The following is a 16,863-nucleotide window of genomic DNA, read 5'->3' on the forward strand; positions in this document are numbered from 1 at the left end:
GGCTGGGCGGGGTCTCCCGGGGGGCTTGGCCTTCGCGAGGGTCGCGGGGTTCTCGGGGTTCTCGGGGCGCTCGGGGTGCTGAGGCGGCTGGGGTCACGGAGGCGGCTGGGGTCAGTGAGGTGACCGGGGTCAGTGAGGCGGCGGGGGGTTCCGGGGTGGCTGCCGGTGGCTCCGGAGAGGGGCATACGTGGCTGCGGAGCTGCCAGTCCTTCGTACGGACCCTCGCCGCGCGGCCCTCGCGGGTGGCGTCGACGCCGGCGCCCGGCCCCTCGCGGCTGCGGGTCGAGGCGGACGGGGTCACGCTGGTCGACCTCGACAAGCCGGTCGAGGGCGTCCGCGTGAGCGCGGGGGACGGCGGGCTTGCCCAGGTGGAGATCCGGCCCTCGTCCGTGGGCGCGGAGGCGGCACCGCTGCGGGTGCGGGCGCGGACCGTGACGGTGTCGGGAGCGGACTTCCGCTACCGCGCGGACTCGGCGGTGGCGGGGCCGGTCCGCACGAGGACGTGGACGGTCCGGCAGGGGGCGTGGGGGCTGACCTTGCCGCGGTGAGGTGTCACGAGGGGTCCCGGGGCCGCGGAGTCGGGGTCAGTGGTCCTCTGGGAAGAGTGACTTCCTGTGGGTGCGCCAGCGGGACATCATCGCGGCCAGCTCCTCCTGGAGGAACTCGAAGAACGCCAGGGTCTCCGCGAGGCGCCGCCCCGCGGGCGTGTCCGCGCCGAGGCCGGCGATGCCGTCGCGCAGCGCGTTCTCCCAGCGGTTGAGGACCGCGTCACGGTTGCCCACCGCCTCGTACCACTGGTTGCTGTGCACCCGGAAGAGATCACGCCGCGTGCCCGGTTCCCGCTCGCGGGAGACCAGGTGCTGCTGGGTCAGATAGCGCACGGCACCGGAGACCGCCGCGGGGCTGACGCGCAGCCGCTCCCCCAGCTCCGCCGACGTCAGCGCCCCCGAGTCGGAGGCGAGCAGCGCGGCGAAGATCCGTGACGGCATCCGCGGCATGCCCGCCTCGACGAGCTGCGAGGCGAACTGTTCTACGAAGCGGGAGACCACCTCCGCGTCCCGGTCCGCCTCGGCCGCGCCCTCTACGTCACCCGCGCGCTCGCTCGTCATACGTCGATCATCTCCCTGCTCACCCTCACCCTTCGCCCTTCTTCGCCCTTCACCCGAGCCCGAACCGGAGTTTATACGGTTCATTAGCTTCACAAGTTTGTGAAATACGCGTATCTTCAGAATCATGACGAAGGCACTCACCGTCTCCGGACTGCACAAGTCGTTCGGCAGGACCCACGCCCTGGACGGCCTCGATCTGGACGTCGAGACCGGCGAGGTGCACGGGTTCCTCGGGCCCAACGGATCCGGGAAGTCCACCACCATCCGCGTCCTGCTCGGCCTGCTCCGCGCCGATTCCGGCGCCGCGCAGCTGCTCGGCGGGGACCCCTGGCGCGACGCCGTCGCCCTGCACCGCCGCGTCGCGTACGTCCCCGGCGACGTCACCCTGTGGCGCAACCTCTCCGGCGGCGAGGTCATCGACCTGTACGGGAGGCTGCGGGGCGGGCTCGACCGGGCCCGGCGCGACGACCTCGTCGAACGGTTCGAGCTGGACCCGACCAAGAAGGGGCGTACGTACTCCAAGGGCAACCGCCAGAAGGTCGCCCTCGTCGCCGCCTTCGCGTCCGACGTCGATCTGCTGATCCTCGACGAACCGACCTCCGGGCTCGATCCGCTGATGGAGGAGGCGTTCCGGCGCTGCGTGGCCGAGGAGCGCGAACGCGGGCGGACCATCCTGCTCTCCTCGCACATCCTCAGCGAGGTCGAGACGCTCTGCGACCGCGTCAGCATCATCAGAAAGGGACGGACCGTCGAGAGCGGCTCCCTGACCGAGCTGCGCCATCTGACCCGGACCAGCGTCACCGCCGAACTCGCGGGCTCGCCAGGCGAGTTGTCCCGCCTGCCCGGCGTCCACGATCTCGACGTGACGGGCCACCGGGTCAAGCTCCAGGTCGACACCGACAAGCTCGACGCCGTACTCCGGTCGCTGACCGAATCGGGCGTCCGGTCGCTGACCAGCAACCCGCCCACCCTGGAGGAACTGTTCCTGCGGCACTACCAGGGCGGTACGGAGGATACGGGCGGTACGGGCAACGCGGAGGACGCGGTGATGGCGCGATGACCGCCGTCGCCTCACGCGCCACCGCCCTCCCGGCGAGCGAACGCGGGACGGGTCAACTCGCCGGGACCGGCACCCTGTTGCGGCTGGCGCTGCGCCGCGACCGGGTCATGATGCCCGTCTGGATCCTCGTCGTCGCCGGTCTTGTGCTCGCGATGCCGGGCTCCCTGGAGAGCGTGTACGGAACGGCCGCTGAGCGCGCCGACGCCATGGAGACGATGAACTCCAACTCCTCGATGCGGGCCATGTACGGCCCCGTCTTCGGCGACTCGCTCGGCGCCCTCTCCGCCTGGCGCATCGGCTGCTACGCGGGTGTGCTCGCCGCCGTCATGAGCCTGGTCATCGTCGTACGCCACACCCGCGAGGAAGAGGAGTCGGGGCGCCAGGAGATGCTCGCCGCGTCCATGGTGGGGCGGCGGGCGCCGCTCACCGCCGCGCTGCTCGCCGCGTTCGTGGCCAACGCCGGGGCCGGGCTGCTGATCAGCGCGGGCATGGCGGGGCAGGGCGTGCGCGGGGCGCTCGCGCTCGGCCTCGGGATCGCCGGCACCGGCATGCTCTTCGCCACCCTGGCGGCGATCGCCGCGCAGCTCACCGAGAGCGCGCGGCTGGCCAAGGGGCTGACCGGCGCGGCCCTCGGGACGGCGTTCGTGCTGCGGGCCGCGGGCGATTCGGGAACGGCGGACGGCTCGTCCGTACCGACCTGGCTCTCGCCCCTCGGCTGGCAGGAGAACGTGCGGGCCTTCGCGGGCGAGCGCTGGTGGGTGCTCGCCCTCGTCGTCGCCGCGACCGTGGCGCAGGGCGTGGTCGCGTACGAACTGGCGGGGCGGCGCGACGTCGGGATGAGCTTCCTGCCGACGCGGCCCGGGCCCGCGCGGGGCCGCGTCGCCACCGCGGGCGCGCTCGCCCGGCGCCTCCAGCGGGGTGCGGTGCTGGGCTGGACGGCCGGGTTCCTGCTCGCCGGGCTGGTGTTCGGGCAGATGGCGTCCGGCGCGGCCGACATCGTCGGTGACAACGAGAGCACCCGCGACATCATCGAGCGGATGGGCGGCCGGTCGGACCTGACGGAGGCCTTCCTCTCCACGATCATCGGACTGTTCGGCATGGTCGCCGGGTTGTTCGTGGCGTCGTCAGTGCTGCGGCTGCACGCCGAGGAGACCTCGCAGCGCGCCGAGCCGGTCCTCGCGGGCGCGGTGGGGCGGCTGCGGTGGGCCGCCGGGCATCTGGTGATCGCCTTCGGCGGGTCGGCGCTGCTGATGACCGTCTGCGGGATCGGCGTGGCCGTCGGGCACGGCGAGGACGCGGGGGCGGTGCTGGGCGCCTGCCTGGCGCAGCTCCCCGCGGTCTGGGTGCTCGGCGGGCTCACGGTGCTGTTCGTCGGCGCGTACCCGAAGGGGGCGGTGGCGGCCTGGGCCGTGGTCGGCGGCTGCCTCGCGATCGGCTGGATCGGCCCGGCGCTCGACCTCCCCCGGGCGGTCATGAACCTCTCCCCCTTCGGCCACCTGCCGAAGCTGCCGGGCGCCGCGCTGTCCTGGCCCCCGCTGATCACGCTCACCCTGCTGGCGGCGGCGCTGACCGGCGTGGGCCTCGCGGCGTTGCGGCGCAGGGACATGACGAACTGACCCACACCTGGCGCCTCACACCTCGACGGGCAGTTCCCGCAGGCCCCGGATCACGAAGTTCGGGCTGCGCTCCGGCTCCCTCACGAGCCGGAGCGAGGGGGCCCGGCGCAGCAACGTCCGCATCGACGCGGCGAGTTCGATACGGGCCAGCGGCGCGCCGATGCAGTAGTGGACGCCCGCGCTGAAGGAGATGTGCGGGTTGTCGCGGCGGGCGAGGTCCAGTTCGCCGGGGCGGGTGAAGGCGACCGGGTCGTGGTTGGCGGAGCCGAAGAGGAGCGCCAGTTCGGAGCCGCGGGGGATCGTCACGCCGTCGATCTCGATATCGTCGAGGACCCAGCGTTCGAAGAGCTGGAGCGGGGTGTCGTAGCGCAGCAGCTCCTCGACGGCCGTGGGGATCAGGCGGTCCGGATCCGCGCGCAGGGCGGCGAGTTGGGCGGGGTTGCGAAAGAGCGCGTACCAGCCGTTGGCCGTGGCGTTGACGGTCGCCTCGTGCCCCGCGTTCAGGAGCAGCACGCACGTCGAGATCATTTCCTGCTCGCTGAGCGACTGCCCGTCCTCGTACGCGGCGATCAGGCCCGAGATCAGGTCGTCCCCGGGCCTTTCGCGGCGACGCTCGATCAACTCCCGCAGGTAGGCGGTGAATTCGAGCGAGGCGCGCACCGCGCGGGCCGCCGTCTCCTTGGACGGGTGCAGCTCGTACATCCCGCAGATCGCCGCCGACCAGGGGCGCAGCAGCGGGCGGTCGCTCTCCGGGATGCCGAGCATCTGGGCGATGACCGCCACGGGCAGGGGCTCGGCGACCCGCGCGACGAGGTCGCCGCCGCCGTCCGCCACGAGGCCTCGCGCGAGGGCGTCCGCCAACTCCTCCACATACGTACGCAGTTGCTCGACCGTGCGGGGCGTGAACGCCTTGGAGACCAGGCGGCGGATGCGGGTGTGCGTGGGGGGTTCCAGGTCGAGCATGCCGTTGTCGTTGAGCATGTGGAACGGCTCCTGCTCGGGGGGCGGGGGTGTGCGTCCGAACTCCTCGTGGGTGAAGCGGTGCAGGTAGGTGCGGCCCAGACGGCGGTCTCTCAGCAGGGCCGTGACGTCTGCGTGGCGCGGGATCAGCCACTGGTCGGTGGGCGCGTAGTAGTGGACTCGGCCGGCCTCGCGGAGCCGGCCGTACGCCGGGTACGGGTCGGCGACGAACTCCGGGTCGGCGGGGGTGAGGATCGCGGAGGGCTCCGGGCGGGCGGGCATGACTCGACGCTAGGCGTGCCCGGTGTTCGACGCCAGGCGCCGTCCGGTGTTCGGGGAACACCGCGGGCGCTCTGTGGCCGGGCCACCGCGGGACACGCCCGTCAGCCCGGTGTCACCAGCCTCGCCTCGTATGCGAAGACCGCCGCCTGCGTGCGGTCGCGCAGGCCCAGCTTCACCAGGACCCGGCTGACGTGCGTCTTGATCGTGGACTCGGCGACCACCAGGCGCGCGGCGATCTCCGCGTTCGACAGACCCTGCGCGATGAGCACCAGGACCTCCGTCTCGCGCTCGGTGAGTTCGCCGTACTGCTGCGCCTGGGCCGCCGCCGAGAGCCGCGGTGTCTGGGCCAGCTTGGAGAACTCCGTGATCAGGCGGCGCGTCACCGTCGGGGCCAGCAGCGCCTCACCGGACGCCACCACCCGTACGCCGTCGGCGAGTTGGCGGGCGGAGGCGTCCTTGAGGAGGAACCCGGACGCCCCGGCGCGCAGCGCCTGGTACACGTACTCGTCGAGGTCGAAGGTGGTCAGCACGAGCACCTTCGCCTCGCCCTCGGACGCGATGATCTCGCGGGTCGCCTCGATGCCGTTCAGCTCGGGCATGCGGATGTCCATCAGGACGACGTCGGGGGCGAGATCGCGGACCCGTTCGATCGCCTCGCGGCCGTTCACCGCCTCGCCGACGACCTCGATGTCGGGCATGGCGTTGAGCAGGACGGAGAACCCCTCGCGGACCATCATCTGGTCGTCCGCGATCAGGACGCGGATCGTCATGCGACGTCCTCCCCCGCCGGGTCGAGCCGGTCGGCGAGCGGAACGGGCAGGAAGACCGTGACCTCGTAGCCGCCCTCGGGCGTCGCCTCCGCCGTCATCTCGCCGTTCAGCATCGTGACGCGCTCCCGCATGCCGGTGATCCCGTGGCCGGCGCCCGGTGAGGGTTTCAGCAGGCCGGTCGCCGGGCCGTTGACGATGCGCAGGCCGAGGCCGCCGAGGACGTAGCCGACCTCGACGCGGGCCGGGGCGCCGGGCGCGTGGCGCAGACTGTTGCTGAGTGCCTCCTGCACGATGCGGTACGCGGAGAGTTCCACCCCCTGCGGGAGTTCGCGGACCGCTCCGGTGACGGCCTTGTCGACGGTCAGTCCGGCGTCCCGCACGTTGTCCAGGAGCCGGTCGAGGTCGGCCAGGGTCGGCTGCGGGGCGTCCGGTGCCTCGTAGTCCTCCGCCCGTACGACGCCGAGGACGCGGCGCAGCTCGGTCAGCGCGGCCACCGCGTTCTCCCGGATGGTCACGAACGCCTGCTCCAGCTCGGGCGGCGGGTTCTCCACGCGGTAGGGCGCGGCCTCCGCCTGGATGGCGACCACCGACATGTGGTGCGCCACCACGTCGTGCAGCTCACGGGCGATGGTGGTGCGCTCCTCCAGGAGCGTGCGCTTGTCGCGCTCGATGGCGGTGACGGTGCGCTGCACGGTGACCTCGCGCTGCGCCTCGCGGCGCACGTGCACCACCGTGGTGACGAGCAGCGCGAGCGCCGAGAAGAACAGCATCGCCGGGGCATCGGAACTGCTGTAACCATTGGCACCGACGTCGAAGAAGGCCTCGGCGGCCAGGGCGTACGCCACCGTCAGGAGCCACATCCACAGGGCGGTACGGGGCCGGGTGCGCAGGGCGACCACGACCATCACCACGATGTGCGCGAAGAAGGCGTCGGGCGTCCACGGCCAGCCCTCCCAGCTGTTCCCGAGCGCCGCCGTGAACGGCGTCGACACCAGCGACACCCAGAACGCGCCGACCGGCCTGACCAGCGTCATCAGGACGGCGACCGCCGGGATGAGACCGCCGAGGAAGAACGCGGCCTCATTGCCCCCGATGCCCACCTGGAAGGCGATGGAGACGGTGATCAGGGCCGCGCCCACCACCAGGGCGTGGCGGTTCCAGACGGCGTACGGACGTATCTGCTTCGGCAGAAGGCGCGCGCCCCGCCCGCTCGCCGTCCGCGGGGGCAGCAGCCGGTAGGCGAAGACGTCTCGGAACAGCGCCTCGCGCAGCCCGCCGAGGATCTCCCGCGCGAGATGGAACTCCGGACTCTTGGGGCCTCTGGCCCTGAGCTGCTCAGTCGTTTCGGTCACGTCTACGACGGTACGGGGGCCCGGCCCGCGCGGCGTCCGCACCAGGACGGGTCCTGGCGGGTCCGTCCCAGGTACTACCCGGCCTGCCCGGAGGGCCTCACCACCCCTGTCTCGTACGCGAACACCGCCGCCTGCGTGCGGTCCCGCAGGCCCAGCTTCACCAGGATCCGGCCCACGTGCGTCTTCACGGTCTGCTCGGCGACGACCAGGTCCGCCGCTATCTCCGCGTTCGACAGGCCCCGTGCGATGAGGGCCAGGACCTCCGTCTCACGCCCGGTCAGCTCGCCGACGCGGGGCTTGAGGGGGCCGCGCGGGCCGCCGTCCATGCGGGAGAACTCGGCGATCAGGCGTCGGGTGATCCCGGGGGCCAGCAGCGCGTCCCCCGCGGCCACTACCCGGACGGCCTCGGCGAGCTGGTCGGCGGAGGCGTCCTTCAGCAGGAAGCCGGAGGCGCCCGCGCGCAGCGCCTCGTACACGTACTCGTCGAGGTCGAACGTCGTCAGGACCAGAACCCGCACCCCGGGCTGCTGGGACGTGATGCGGCGGGCGGCCTCGATGCCGCTCAGCTCGGGCATGCGGATGTCCATCAGGACCACGTCGGGTGTCAGCTCGGCCACCTTGGCGACCGCGTCCCGCCCGTCGACCGCCTGGCCGACGACCTCGATGTCCGCCTCCGCGTTCAACAGGACCGTGAAGCCCTGTCTGACCATGATCTGGTCATCGGCGATCAGCACCCGGATCGTGTCGCTCACTGACTTCCCCCGTTCGTCACAGTCACAGTGCTCTCTTGGTCCTCAAGGGCGCTCTCGCCGTCCCTCAGGGCGCTCTCGCTGCCCGTCGGCAGGAAGGCGGACACCTCATAGCCGCCGTCCGGCAGCGGGCCCGCGGCTATGTCCCCGCCGAGCATGGCGGTCCGCTCACGCATCCCGAGCAGCCCGTGCCCGGCACCCGGTGAGGGCGGGGCCTGGGTGCGGGCGGCGGTGTTGGCGACACGGACGCGCAGCCCGGCCCCGCTGTACGCGAGGCCGATGCGCACGGTCGAGCCCGGCGCGTGGCGGATGGCGTTGCTCAGCGCCTCCTGCACGATGCGGTAGGCCGACAGATCCACACCGGGCGGCAGCGGGCGCCGCTCCCCGGAGTCCTCGCGGTGGACGGTCAGCCCGGCCAGGCGGGCGTTGTCGACGAGGCCGTCGAGACGGTCGAGGGTGGGCAGCGGGGCCTGCGGCGCGGATTCGGAGTCCTCGGGGTCCTCCGAGCGCAGGACGCCGAGGACGCGGCGGAGTTCGGTGAGGGCCTCCACGGCGTTCCCCCTGATGCCCGCGAGGTTCTCCTTCAGCTCCTCGGGCGGGTCCTTGACCAGGTGCGGGGCCACCTGCGCCTGGATGGAGATCACGGACATGTGGTGGGCGACCACGTCGTGCAGTTCGCGGGCGATGCGGCTGCGCTCCTCCAGAAGCGTGCGGCGGGCCCGCTCCTCCGCGGTGAGCGTCTCCTGCTCGACGAGCCTGCTGCGGACCTCGCGGCGGCCGCGCAGCAGCGTGCCGATCACCGTGACGGCTCCGAAGACGATCGCCGAGAGCTGCACCGTCGAGTCGGACGGGCCCGGGTCGATCGTCGCTTGCAGCACGAGTGGCGCCCCGACGCTGACGGCGAACGCCACCACGGCGGCCGGTGTCGTCACCCGCAGCGCGAGCAGCAGCGTCAGGGCGGCGTGCGCGACGAACGACGGCGGCGACCACGGCCACGGCTCGGAACCCGCTCCCGTGGGGATCGCCGCGCAGGCGGCGACGAACATGTTCACCAAGAGGGACAGCCACCACGCGGGGACCGGGCGCACCAGGGCGAGCACGAGGGCCACGGCCTGCGCCAGGCTCGTGAACGTGCCCAGTATGTAGCCCAGTTGGTAACTTCCCGCCACCTGGTCGAGGTTGCCGACCAGCGTGCCGATGGCGACGCACAGGATCACGAAGTGCGGGCCCCAGCGCAGTCGGCGCGGCCTGGCGCGCGGCGGCAGCGGCATGGGCGCCAAGGTCCACAGCTCTCCGCGGAGCCCCCTCAACCCGCCCGCCAGGACGATCCGGTCCACCCGCTCACCCTCGCCGCGCTCGCGGCCCCCACGCTCCACAAGATCAACTCTAGACATGCCGCGCCGCCTTCGCTCCCGCCCCCGGACCGCGGTGCACGCGCACCACCCGGGAGCCTCCCCCACGCCGCTTCGGGCGCCCTCGCTCGAACGTGCGGAACGCCGCCCAGCAGACCGCGAGCGCCACCGCGAAGGGCGGCAGCCAGGCGAGCCGGGTGAGCGCCCAGCCGGGCCCGTCCGGCACCGTGTGCAGGCCCGGCAGGGGTCCACCGGCGAGCAGGCCGAGCGCGGTGACCGCCATCAGGGCCGTCTGGTGCCAGAGGAAGATGGTCATCGCGGAGAGGTTGACCAGCGCCACGGCCGCCCAGCTCGCGGGCCGGCGCGTCCAACGCCGCAGGGGCTCCCGCAGCAGCAGCGCGAGGCCGCACTGGGCGAGACCGAAGGCGACCACGGCCAGGGTGGGCGGGTCGAGGTTCGACACCGGCTCGCCGGGGACGCCGACCATCGAGGCGGGATAACCGCCCCACAGGATCAGCCCGGCGGCCCCCGCCGCCCCGCCCAGGAGCAGCACCCAGCCCGAGCGCCGCGTCAGCTCGCCCCGCGTCCAGGCCGCGCCCAGGGTGTAGGGCACGAGCCAGCCCGCCGCCACATTGACCCAGCCGAGCCCGGCGGGGCCGTCGAAACCGAACCGTATGAGGTCCACGTGCAGTACGACGGCCAGCGGCCACAGCGGGTTGAGCCGTGAGACCAGCGGCGTCAGCGCGGTGAGGACGGCGAAGACCAGCAGGAACCACAGTGGGGAGAGCGCCAGCTTGAGCAGCGTGTGGACCGTGTCCGGGCCCGTGCCCGACAGGCTCAGGCACGCCCCTATGACCGTCCACAGGGCGAGCACGGCGGCGACCGGCCTGGAGAGACGGCCGAGCCGGGCCGCGAGCCACGGGCCGTAACCGATGCCCCGCCGGCGTGCCGCCGCGTGGCTCCTCGCCGCCATGTGCCCGCCCACCAGGAAGAACACGGCGAGGGTCTGGAAGACCCAGGAGATCGGCGCGAGCCATGGCATGTACCGCAGCGGGCTCGCGGCGTGCAGCACGCCGCTGTCCGACACCAGGGCCGTGACCAGCCAGTGGCCGCCCACCACACCGAGGATGGCGAGGGCCCGCAGGGCGTCGACGGCGCGGTTCCGCCCGGGCGGTGTCGCGGCGTCGATGTGCCGGACCAGCGCCCGAGCGCGAGCGACCGCACGCGCCCGTGTACCTACCGCCTCGCGCGCCCGTGTACGTACGGTCTCACGCACCCGTGTACCTACGACCTCACGCATGGGTGACCTCCGGGCCGTCCCCGCGCGCGATCCGTGCGAGGTTCTCCAGTGGGACGGAGCCGGGCTTGAGGTAGTCGCTGTGCCCGCCGCCGCCTGCCGCGAAGACGCGGGCCCCGAAGCCGCCGGAGACCGGGTCGGTGCCGAAGCCGACCGTCGTGCCGAAGAGGTCGGCACTGGTGTGCGGCACGTCGGCGATCCAGTCGTCGGCGCCGCGGCCGGCCCATATCCGCGCCGGGGTGTGCAGATCGGCCGCCTTGTCGACGCCGGTGCCGGGGCTGCCGAAGAACGCGATGTCCGTAACGTCCAGGCCCCTGGGCCCGGATGCCGCGCTCGCGCACACCACCGAGCCGTACGAGTGGCAGAGCAGGGACACGCGCGCGTGGGCGTTGATCCCGTGCAGGTCGTCCACGAACGAGCGCAGCGCGGGCGCCGCGCCGTCCGCGCGGCCCGTGGTCAGTACGGCGGGGCTGACCGTGCCCGGTGTCTCGTATCCGAGCCAGGCCACCACGGCCGTGCGCGGGCCCAGTTCGCCGTGCAGGGCGCGGGCGCCGGAACGCAGCCTGCCGTACGAATCGAGGGACGTGTCCGAACCCGGCACCAGCACGGCGACGCGCTCGGCGCCCGCCAGGTCACCGAACACCTCGGCGGTGCGGCCCGCGCCCCGCCCGTCGAAGGCGAGGAAGTGCCGGTCCGGTGAGGCCATGGCGCGCAGCACGGCGGCCCGCTCCCGTGCGCCGTACCGCTCGGCCATGCGGGCGGCCTCGGCGGCGTTCGACCTGTTCGCCGCATACGCGTCGGTCAGGTCCTGTGCCGTGACACGGCCGAGCGCGGCGGGGGCCGGGGCGGGGATCTCGGGGCGTGCCGCGCCCGACAGCGGGAACGCCACCGCCGCGGCGACACCGGCTGCCAGCAGAGTGCGGCGCAGCCGCCCGGCCCTGATCCTCATCGTGCGTTCCCTTCCGCCCCGCGTGCCGGTTCTCCGACTCGCGTCCATGGGTGGAAAGTTATGGATCAGACCTCGTCGCCCACATCACACCGGGGTATGCAACCTCCGCGTAGCTCTCAGGTATTACGGGTATCACTGGGGACCTCCCCCAGGGGCCACGGGGCCCGCCCCGCGCCCGCCGCCCGCGCCCCCGCCAACCTCAGTACGCCAACTGCGCGATCTCCTCCGCGACCACCGCGCACGCGTCCGCCGCCGGGTCGATCAGCGGAAAGTGGCCCACGTCCTCAAGGAGCGTGAGGCCCACCACCTCGCCCGCCTTGGCCGCCGCGTCCGCATACGCCTCGGCCACCGCCTGCGGCACCCCGATGTCCTCGCGGCCCTGCACGACGGTCGTGGCGATACCCGTCGGGAGCAGCGCGGCCGGGTCCGCGTACGGCAGCCGCTCCTCGAACTTTGCGGGGCCGCCGAGCAGTTGGGACGCGGCGTTGCCGCACACCCCCAGCTCCTCCGCGACCTTGAAGTGCGCGATCGGGGCGAGCGCGACGACGCCGCGCAGCGGGGCCGGGCGGTCGGTGCGCCAGGGTGCGTCGGCGGGCAGCAGGTGCCGCGCGGCCGCCCACAGCGCGAGTTGGCCGCCCGCCGAGTGCCCGGTGACCACCGTGCGGCGCGCGTCGGCCGACGGCAGAGCGGTCCGCACGAGCGAGGGCAGCGCGTCGAAGGCGGCGGCCACGTCGTCGAGGGTCTCCGGCCAGCGCCCCGCCACCGGGCTCGTGCCGCCCTGGGCGGGGATGGGGCTGCCCCTGCGGTACTCGACGTTGGCGACCGCGAAGCCGCGGCGCGCGAGGAAGTCCACGAACGGCGTGAAGTGCCAACGGTCGTACGGCGTGCGCCAGGCCCCGCCGTGCAGGGCGATGACCAGCGGCGCGGGCCGGGCCAGGTCGCCCCGGGGCGCGTAGAAGTCGATGACCTGGTCGGGGTGTTCGCCGTAGGCGGCGGTGGCGTCCGGCTCCACGGTGGGATGCGAGTAGACGGCTTCGGCCTCGGCGGCATCGCGGGCCACGGCGGCGTCGTCCGGCATGCGGCAACCTCTCAACGGCAGTGCGGCTGGCAGGTCCGTCCCGTCCCGCCCAAACTACGGAGTACCGAGAGCGGAGGGACGGGACCAAGATCCGCCGGACGCTATCAGTCCGGCGTACGCGCGGGCATCACGCGTCCAGGGTCTCCGCCAGGACGCGCGCCGCCCGCTCGGCGTCGGCGAAGGAGACATACAGCGGGGTGAACCCGAAGCGCAGCACGTCCGGCGGCCGGAAGTCGCCGACCACGCCCCGCTCGATCAGGCGCTTCATGACGTCCCCGGCACCCTCGCAGCGGAGCGCGACCTGGCTGCCGCGCTCGGCGTGCGCCACCGGGGTGAGCGACTCGACCCGCCCCTCGGGTACGTACGCCTCGACGCACCGCAGGAAGAAGTCGGTCAGAGCGAGCGACTTGGCCCGCAGCGCGTCGACGGAGACCCCGTCCCAGACGTCGAGGGCCGCCTCCAGGGCGAGCATCGACAGGATGTCGGGCGTGCCGACACGGCCGCGCGTCGCCCCTCGCGCCGCCTCGAACTCGGGGTGCATCCCGAACGGCTCGGCGTGCGAGGTCCAGCCGGGCAGCGGCGAGTCGAAGCGGGCCTGGTGCTCCTCGCGCACATAGAGGTACGCGGGCGAACCCGGCCCGCCGTTCAGGTACTTGTACGTGCAGCCCACCGCGAGGTCCACGCCGTGCGCGTCCACGCCGACGGGCAGGGCGCCCGCCGTGTGGCACAGGTCCCAGACGGCGAGGGCGCCCGCCGCGTGGACGGCCGCCGTCAGACCCGGCAGGTCGTGCAGGCGGCCCGTGCGGTAGTCGGCGTGGTTGAGCAGCACGGCGGCCGTGCGGGAGCTGAGCGCGGCGGGCACCTCGGCCGGGGCGAGCGGGGTGATGCGGCAGCCGGTGAGGCGGGCCGCCGACCGCGCGATGTACCCGTCCGTGGGGAAGGTCGTGGCGTCAACGATGATCTCGTCGCGCCCCCCGCCCGGATGACCGCCACCGCCCGCAGCCTCGCCGGAGGCCCCGCCGGAAGCCTCGCCGCGCGCCAGCCGCACCGCCCCCACCAGCGCCTTGAAGACGTTCACGCTCGTCGAGTCGCCGACGACGACCTGGCCCGGGGCGGCGCCGATCAGCGGGGCGACGCGGTCGCCGATGCGCTCGGGCGCGGTCCACCAGTTGCTCTCGTCCCAGGAGCGGATGCGCAGCTCGCCCCACTGGCGGGCGATGACGTCCGCGACGCGGCCCGGCACGTTCGCGGGCAGCGCGCCCAGGGAATTGCCGTCCAGGTAGACGGTGTCATCGAGGACGAACTCCACGCGCTTGGCGCGCAGTTCGTCCTTCTGATCCAGGGAGTCCGCCTCCTGCCGCAGGTCAGACATGGCTCCTCGCCGTCCACAGCTCCGGGAAGACGTTCTTCGTCGCGCGCTTCTCCAGCCAGGCCACCCCGGCCGAGCCGCCCGTGCCCGTCTTGGAGCCCATCGCGCGCCGCGTGGCGACCAGGTGGTCGTTGCGCCAGCGCCAGACCAGCTCGGCGACGTCCGTCAACGTCTCGCCTAGGCGGGCCAGTTCGTCGCTCTCGTCGCCCGCGTAGAGCTTCGTCCAGACGGCCTCCACCTCGGGCGAGGGCTCGTACCGCTGCGAGAGGTCGCGCTCCAGGACGGCGGCCGGGACCGCGTGGCCGCGCCGGGCGAGGAGCCTGAGCACCTCGTCGTACAGGCTCGGCTCGTGCAGCGCCTTCTCCAGCTCCGCGTGGACGCGCGGCGCGCCCCGGTGCGGGACCAGCATCGACGCCGACTTGTCGCCGAGCAGGAACTCCATGCGGCGGTACATCGCGGACTGGAATCCGGAGCCCTCGCCGAGCGCGCCCCGGTAGGAGTTGAACTGCGCCGGGGTCAGCCCGGCGAGCGGCTTCCAGGAGTGGTTCAGGGCCTCGAGCTCGCGGATGCTGCGCTTGAGCGCGGCCACCGCGACGGGGACCTCCTCGCGGCGCAGGGCCTGCGCCGCGGTCTCCCACTCGTGGACGATCACGGTGAACCACAGCTCCATGACCTGGGTGGTGACCAGGAAGACCATCTCGCCGGGATCGTCCGAGCGCAGATGCTGGAGGTGGGTGAGGACGTCCGCCTGGACGTAGTCCTCGTACGGGGTGGTGCCCGCGAAGTCGAGGTTCGGGCTCTCGGCCGCGTGCGCCTCGGTGGGCGTCTCATGCGCCTCTGGGGACATCGCTGTCTCCTCGATACGTACTCCGGGTAGCGGTCCGCCCCTGCCGGTACCGGCACGGGGGCCCCGGTCCCCACCGGAATCTTCTGCAACTTTCCCCGAAACGGCAAGGCACACACGTTCGAGCTAGGAAGCTGACAGCAGCTAACGCCGTACGTTGTTGTCGGCCACGCCCTCTTGTGCGCGGCGCCGCTCCCGGCAGGCGCGCAGATGGGCGGCGTTCCCGCAGCCCCGCACCGAGTGCCAGACGCCGCTGTTGTTGCGGGAGCGGTCGTAGAACGCGGCGGCGCAGGACGGGTTGCGGCAGATCTTCAGGCGGCGCCAGACACCGGACGCCTGGGCGAGCAGCCCCTCGGCGAGGACCGCGGAGGCCAGCCAGCGGGCGCCCGCGCCCTCCGGCTCCACGGTCAGCGTGCCGTCCCCCGCGAGCCCGACGACGACGGGCGCGGAGGTGAAGCGCACCGCGTCCCCGTCCCCGCCGCCCCCCGCGGCGAGCGCCCGCCGCACCTGGTCGCGCAGACAGCGCAGCTTCGGCAGGTCCTCCTCGGTCAGTACGAGGTGTACGTCGGGCCGCCCCGTCTCCCCCGCCCAGCCGCGCACGGCGAGGTCGGCCCACTCCTGGGCGGCGCCGAGCGCGCCGTCCCCCAGCAGGTCGGGCAGGTCGGCGGGCCCGGGGCGGCCGGCGGGCGCGGTGTTCAGGAGTTCCTGGACGAGGGCGAGGCCGCCGGGCGCGGGACTCAGGCAGTGGCGCTCGGTCGCTGGCCAGTTCATGCCCTTCAAGGTACCCGGCGAGGCACCCGCCCGAAGGGGGAAACCAGCTATCGGCCTACAGTGCTGTCAGCAACGTAGGACGTCACTCGTACCGAGAGCCCAGGAGGGCCGCATGGAAGCCACGGAAGCGACGCCGGAAGCCACCGGGACGACAGGGACGGGCGCCCCCACGGACACCTCCACGGACGCCTCACGCGCCGCACGCGTTCTCGGCCGCCCCTTCGCCATCAACGGCCTCACCCTGCCCAACCGCATCGCCATGGCCCCCATGACCCGCGAGTTCTCGCCCGAGGGCGTGCCGGGCGCGGACGTCGCCGCGTACTACGCGCGCCGCGCGGCGGGCGGCGTCGGCCTGATCGTCACCGAGGGCACCTATGTCGACCACGCCTCGGCCGGCAGCAGCCACCGCGTCCCGCGCTTCCACGGCGAGGCGGCGCTCGCGGGCTGGCAGAAGGTCGCCGAGGCCGTGCACGCGGCGGGCGGCAGGATCGTTCCGCAGCTCTGGCACGTGGGCGCGACCCGCGACGAGGGCCAGGGCCCGATCCCCTCGGCGCCCCCGGTCGGCCCTTCCGGCCTCGGTCTGGACGGCGAGGCCAAGGGTCACGCGATGACCGGCGCCGACATCGACGCGGTGATCGCCGCCTTCGCCGACAGCGCGGCCGCCGCCGAGCGGATCGGCTTCGACGGCATCGAACTGCACGGCGCGCACGGCTACTTGATCGACCAGTTCCTCTGGGGCACCACCAACCGCCGTACCGACGGCTACGGCGGCGACCTCGCCTCGCGCACCCGGTTCGCGCGCGAGATCGTCGAGGCGGTGCGGGGGGCGGTCTCGCCGACCTTCCCCGTGATCTTCCGGTTCTCCCAGTGGAAGGCGAACGCGTTCGACGCGAAGCCGGCCGCCGGTCCGGCCGAGCTGGAGTCCCTGCTCGCCCCGCTGGCGGCGGCGGGCGTCGACGCCTTCCACGCCTCCACGCGGCGCTACTGGCTCCCCGAGTTCGAGGGCAGCGACCTGAACCTCGCGGGCTGGGTCAAGAAGCTCACCGGCAAGGCCACGCTGTCGGTCGGCTCGGTCGGCCTCGACAAGGAGTTCGTGGGCCCGCAGGGCTGGGCCAAGGAGACGGCGTCCACGGGGATCGATCTGCTCCTCGACCGTATGGAGCGGGACGAGTTCGACATGATCGCGGTGGGGCGGTCGCTCATCGCGGACCCGGAGTGGGCCCACAAGGCGGTTACTGGCCGCTTGGCCCAGGCGGTGCCATATGACGTGACGCTGCTGGGCCAGTTGCGCTAGTCGTCGGTTCC

15 protein-coding genes and 1 pseudogene are annotated in these 16,863 nt (G+C 73.2%); 4 read left to right on the forward strand and 12 right to left on the reverse strand.

Going from position 1 to position 16,863, the window contains the following annotated elements; all coding sequences use genetic code 11:
* Positions 1 to 548, forward strand: a pseudogene (locus IG54_RS0125280) (hypothetical protein); the annotation flags it as partial.
* Positions 549 to 584: 36 nt separating this feature from the next.
* On the opposite strand, the gene IG54_RS0125285 reads toward IG54_RS0125280, so the two are convergent.
* A complete protein-coding gene (locus tag IG54_RS0125285) occupies positions 585 to 1,109 on the reverse strand; it encodes a GbsR/MarR family transcriptional regulator (RefSeq protein WP_030788828.1) in 525 nt (174 codons plus the stop codon).
* Positions 1,110 to 1,233: 124 nt separating this feature from the next.
* Between IG54_RS0125285 and IG54_RS0125290 the strand changes: the two genes are divergently transcribed.
* Both IG54_RS0125290 and IG54_RS0125295 read left to right on the forward strand, forming a co-directional pair.
* Positions 1,234 to 2,169, forward strand: a complete 936-nt coding sequence (locus IG54_RS0125290) for an ABC transporter ATP-binding protein (protein WP_051819921.1) — start codon at positions 1,234 to 1,236, stop codon at positions 2,167 to 2,169.
* The gene (locus tag IG54_RS0125295) at positions 2,166 to 3,785 is read left to right on the forward strand and encodes an ABC transporter permease (RefSeq protein WP_030788831.1); all 1,620 of its coding nucleotides are present in this window, start codon (positions 2,166 to 2,168) and stop codon (positions 3,783 to 3,785) included. The genes IG54_RS0125290 and IG54_RS0125295 overlap by 4 nt, the downstream gene beginning before the upstream one ends.
* A gap of 15 nt (positions 3,786 to 3,800) precedes the next feature.
* Here IG54_RS0125295 and IG54_RS0125300 read toward each other — a convergent pair whose 3' ends face one another.
* The 11 genes from IG54_RS0125300 to IG54_RS0125350 form a co-directional block, all read right to left on the reverse strand.
* Positions 3,801 to 5,027 (reverse strand): cytochrome P450, encoded by a 1,227-nt coding sequence (locus IG54_RS0125300; RefSeq protein WP_051819922.1) that lies wholly within the window; start codon positions 5,025 to 5,027, stop codon positions 3,801 to 3,803.
* Between the two features lie 101 nt (positions 5,028 to 5,128).
* On the reverse strand, positions 5,129 to 5,797 hold the full coding sequence (locus IG54_RS0125305) for a response regulator (protein ID WP_030788836.1): 669 nt from the start codon (positions 5,795 to 5,797) through the stop codon (positions 5,129 to 5,131).
* The gene (locus IG54_RS0125310) at positions 5,794 to 7,149 is read right to left on the reverse strand and encodes a sensor histidine kinase (RefSeq protein WP_030788838.1); all 1,356 of its coding nucleotides are present in this window, start codon (positions 7,147 to 7,149) and stop codon (positions 5,794 to 5,796) included. Before IG54_RS0125310 ends, IG54_RS0125305 begins: the two co-directional genes overlap by 4 nt.
* Positions 7,150 to 7,223: 74 nt before the next feature.
* The gene (locus IG54_RS0125315; RefSeq protein ID WP_030788840.1) at positions 7,224 to 7,901 is read right to left on the reverse strand and encodes a response regulator; all 678 of its coding nucleotides are present in this window, start codon (positions 7,899 to 7,901) and stop codon (positions 7,224 to 7,226) included.
* Positions 7,898 to 9,274 carry a sensor histidine kinase gene (locus IG54_RS0125320; protein WP_324615428.1) on the reverse strand — a complete coding sequence of 459 codons (1,377 nt, stop codon included), beginning with the start codon at positions 9,272 to 9,274 and terminating at the stop codon, positions 7,898 to 7,900. The genes IG54_RS0125315 and IG54_RS0125320 overlap by 4 nt, the downstream gene beginning before the upstream one ends.
* A 10-nt stretch (positions 9,275 to 9,284) precedes the next feature.
* Entirely contained in the window at positions 9,285 to 10,550 is a 1,266-nt protein-coding gene (locus IG54_RS0125325) for an acyltransferase family protein (protein ID WP_078594473.1), read from the reverse strand.
* Entirely contained in the window at positions 10,543 to 11,496 is a 954-nt protein-coding gene (locus tag IG54_RS0125330) for an alpha/beta hydrolase (protein ID WP_030788849.1), read from the reverse strand. The genes IG54_RS0125325 and IG54_RS0125330 overlap by 8 nt, the downstream gene beginning before the upstream one ends.
* A gap of 199 nt (positions 11,497 to 11,695) precedes the next feature.
* Complete coding sequence (locus IG54_RS0125335) at positions 11,696 to 12,574, reverse strand: alpha/beta hydrolase family protein (RefSeq protein WP_030788852.1); 879 nt, start codon at positions 12,572 to 12,574, stop codon at positions 11,696 to 11,698.
* Positions 12,575 to 12,701: 127 nt separating this feature from the next.
* Positions 12,702 to 13,946, reverse strand: a complete 1,245-nt coding sequence (locus IG54_RS0125340) for a kynureninase (protein WP_030788855.1) — start codon at positions 13,944 to 13,946, stop codon at positions 12,702 to 12,704.
* The gene (locus tag IG54_RS0125345; protein WP_030788858.1) at positions 13,939 to 14,790 is read right to left on the reverse strand and encodes a tryptophan 2,3-dioxygenase family protein; all 852 of its coding nucleotides are present in this window, start codon (positions 14,788 to 14,790) and stop codon (positions 13,939 to 13,941) included. The genes IG54_RS0125340 and IG54_RS0125345 overlap by 8 nt, the downstream gene beginning before the upstream one ends.
* Positions 14,791 to 14,931: 141 nt before the next feature.
* Positions 14,932 to 15,558 carry a CGNR zinc finger domain-containing protein gene (locus IG54_RS0125350; RefSeq protein ID WP_030788861.1) on the reverse strand — a complete coding sequence of 209 codons (627 nt, stop codon included), beginning with the start codon at positions 15,556 to 15,558 and terminating at the stop codon, positions 14,932 to 14,934.
* Between the two features lie 112 nt (positions 15,559 to 15,670).
* On the opposite strand from IG54_RS0125350, the gene IG54_RS0125355 reads away from it, so the two are divergent.
* Entirely contained in the window at positions 15,671 to 16,852 is a 1,182-nt protein-coding gene (locus tag IG54_RS0125355; protein ID WP_030788864.1) for an NADH:flavin oxidoreductase, read from the forward strand.
* Positions 16,853 to 16,863: the final 11 nt, after the last annotated feature.

Origin of the sequence: Streptomyces sp. NRRL S-920 (genome assembly GCF_000717945.1) — a bacterium.
Lineage (GTDB): Bacteria > Actinomycetota > Actinomycetes > Streptomycetales > Streptomycetaceae > Streptomyces > Streptomyces alboniger.

What these genes read in the sequence shown, in the direction of transcription:
- IG54_RS0125285 (WP_030788828.1), bottom strand. Translation starts at nt 1,109, where the DNA reads ATGACGAGCGAGCGCGCGGGTGACGTAGAGGGCGCGGCCGAGGCGGAC.
- IG54_RS0125290 (WP_051819921.1), top strand. Translation starts at nt 1,234, where the DNA reads ATGACGAAGGCACTCACCGTCTCCGGACTGCACAAGTCGTTCGGCAGG.
- IG54_RS0125295 (WP_030788831.1), top strand. Translation starts at nt 2,166, where the DNA reads ATGACCGCCGTCGCCTCACGCGCCACCGCCCTCCCGGCGAGCGAACGC.
- IG54_RS0125300 (WP_051819922.1), bottom strand. Translation starts at nt 5,027, where the DNA reads ATGCCCGCCCGCCCGGAGCCCTCCGCGATCCTCACCCCCGCCGACCCG.
- IG54_RS0125305 (WP_030788836.1), bottom strand. Translation starts at nt 5,797, where the DNA reads ATGACGATCCGCGTCCTGATCGCGGACGACCAGATGATGGTCCGCGAG.
- IG54_RS0125325 (WP_078594473.1), bottom strand. Translation starts at nt 10,550, where the DNA reads ATGCGTGAGGTCGTAGGTACACGGGTGCGTGAGACCGTACGTACACGG.
- IG54_RS0125330 (WP_030788849.1), bottom strand. Translation starts at nt 11,496, where the DNA reads ATGAGGATCAGGGCCGGGCGGCTGCGCCGCACTCTGCTGGCAGCCGGT.
- IG54_RS0125335 (WP_030788852.1), bottom strand. Translation starts at nt 12,574, where the DNA reads ATGCCGGACGACGCCGCCGTGGCCCGCGATGCCGCCGAGGCCGAAGCC.
- IG54_RS0125340 (WP_030788855.1), bottom strand. Translation starts at nt 13,946, where the DNA reads ATGTCTGACCTGCGGCAGGAGGCGGACTCCCTGGATCAGAAGGACGAA.
- IG54_RS0125345 (WP_030788858.1), bottom strand. Translation starts at nt 14,790, where the DNA reads ATGTCCCCAGAGGCGCATGAGACGCCCACCGAGGCGCACGCGGCCGAG.
- IG54_RS0125350 (WP_030788861.1), bottom strand. Translation starts at nt 15,558, where the DNA reads ATGAACTGGCCAGCGACCGAGCGCCACTGCCTGAGTCCCGCGCCCGGC.
- IG54_RS0125355 (WP_030788864.1), top strand. Translation starts at nt 15,671, where the DNA reads ATGGAAGCCACGGAAGCGACGCCGGAAGCCACCGGGACGACAGGGACG.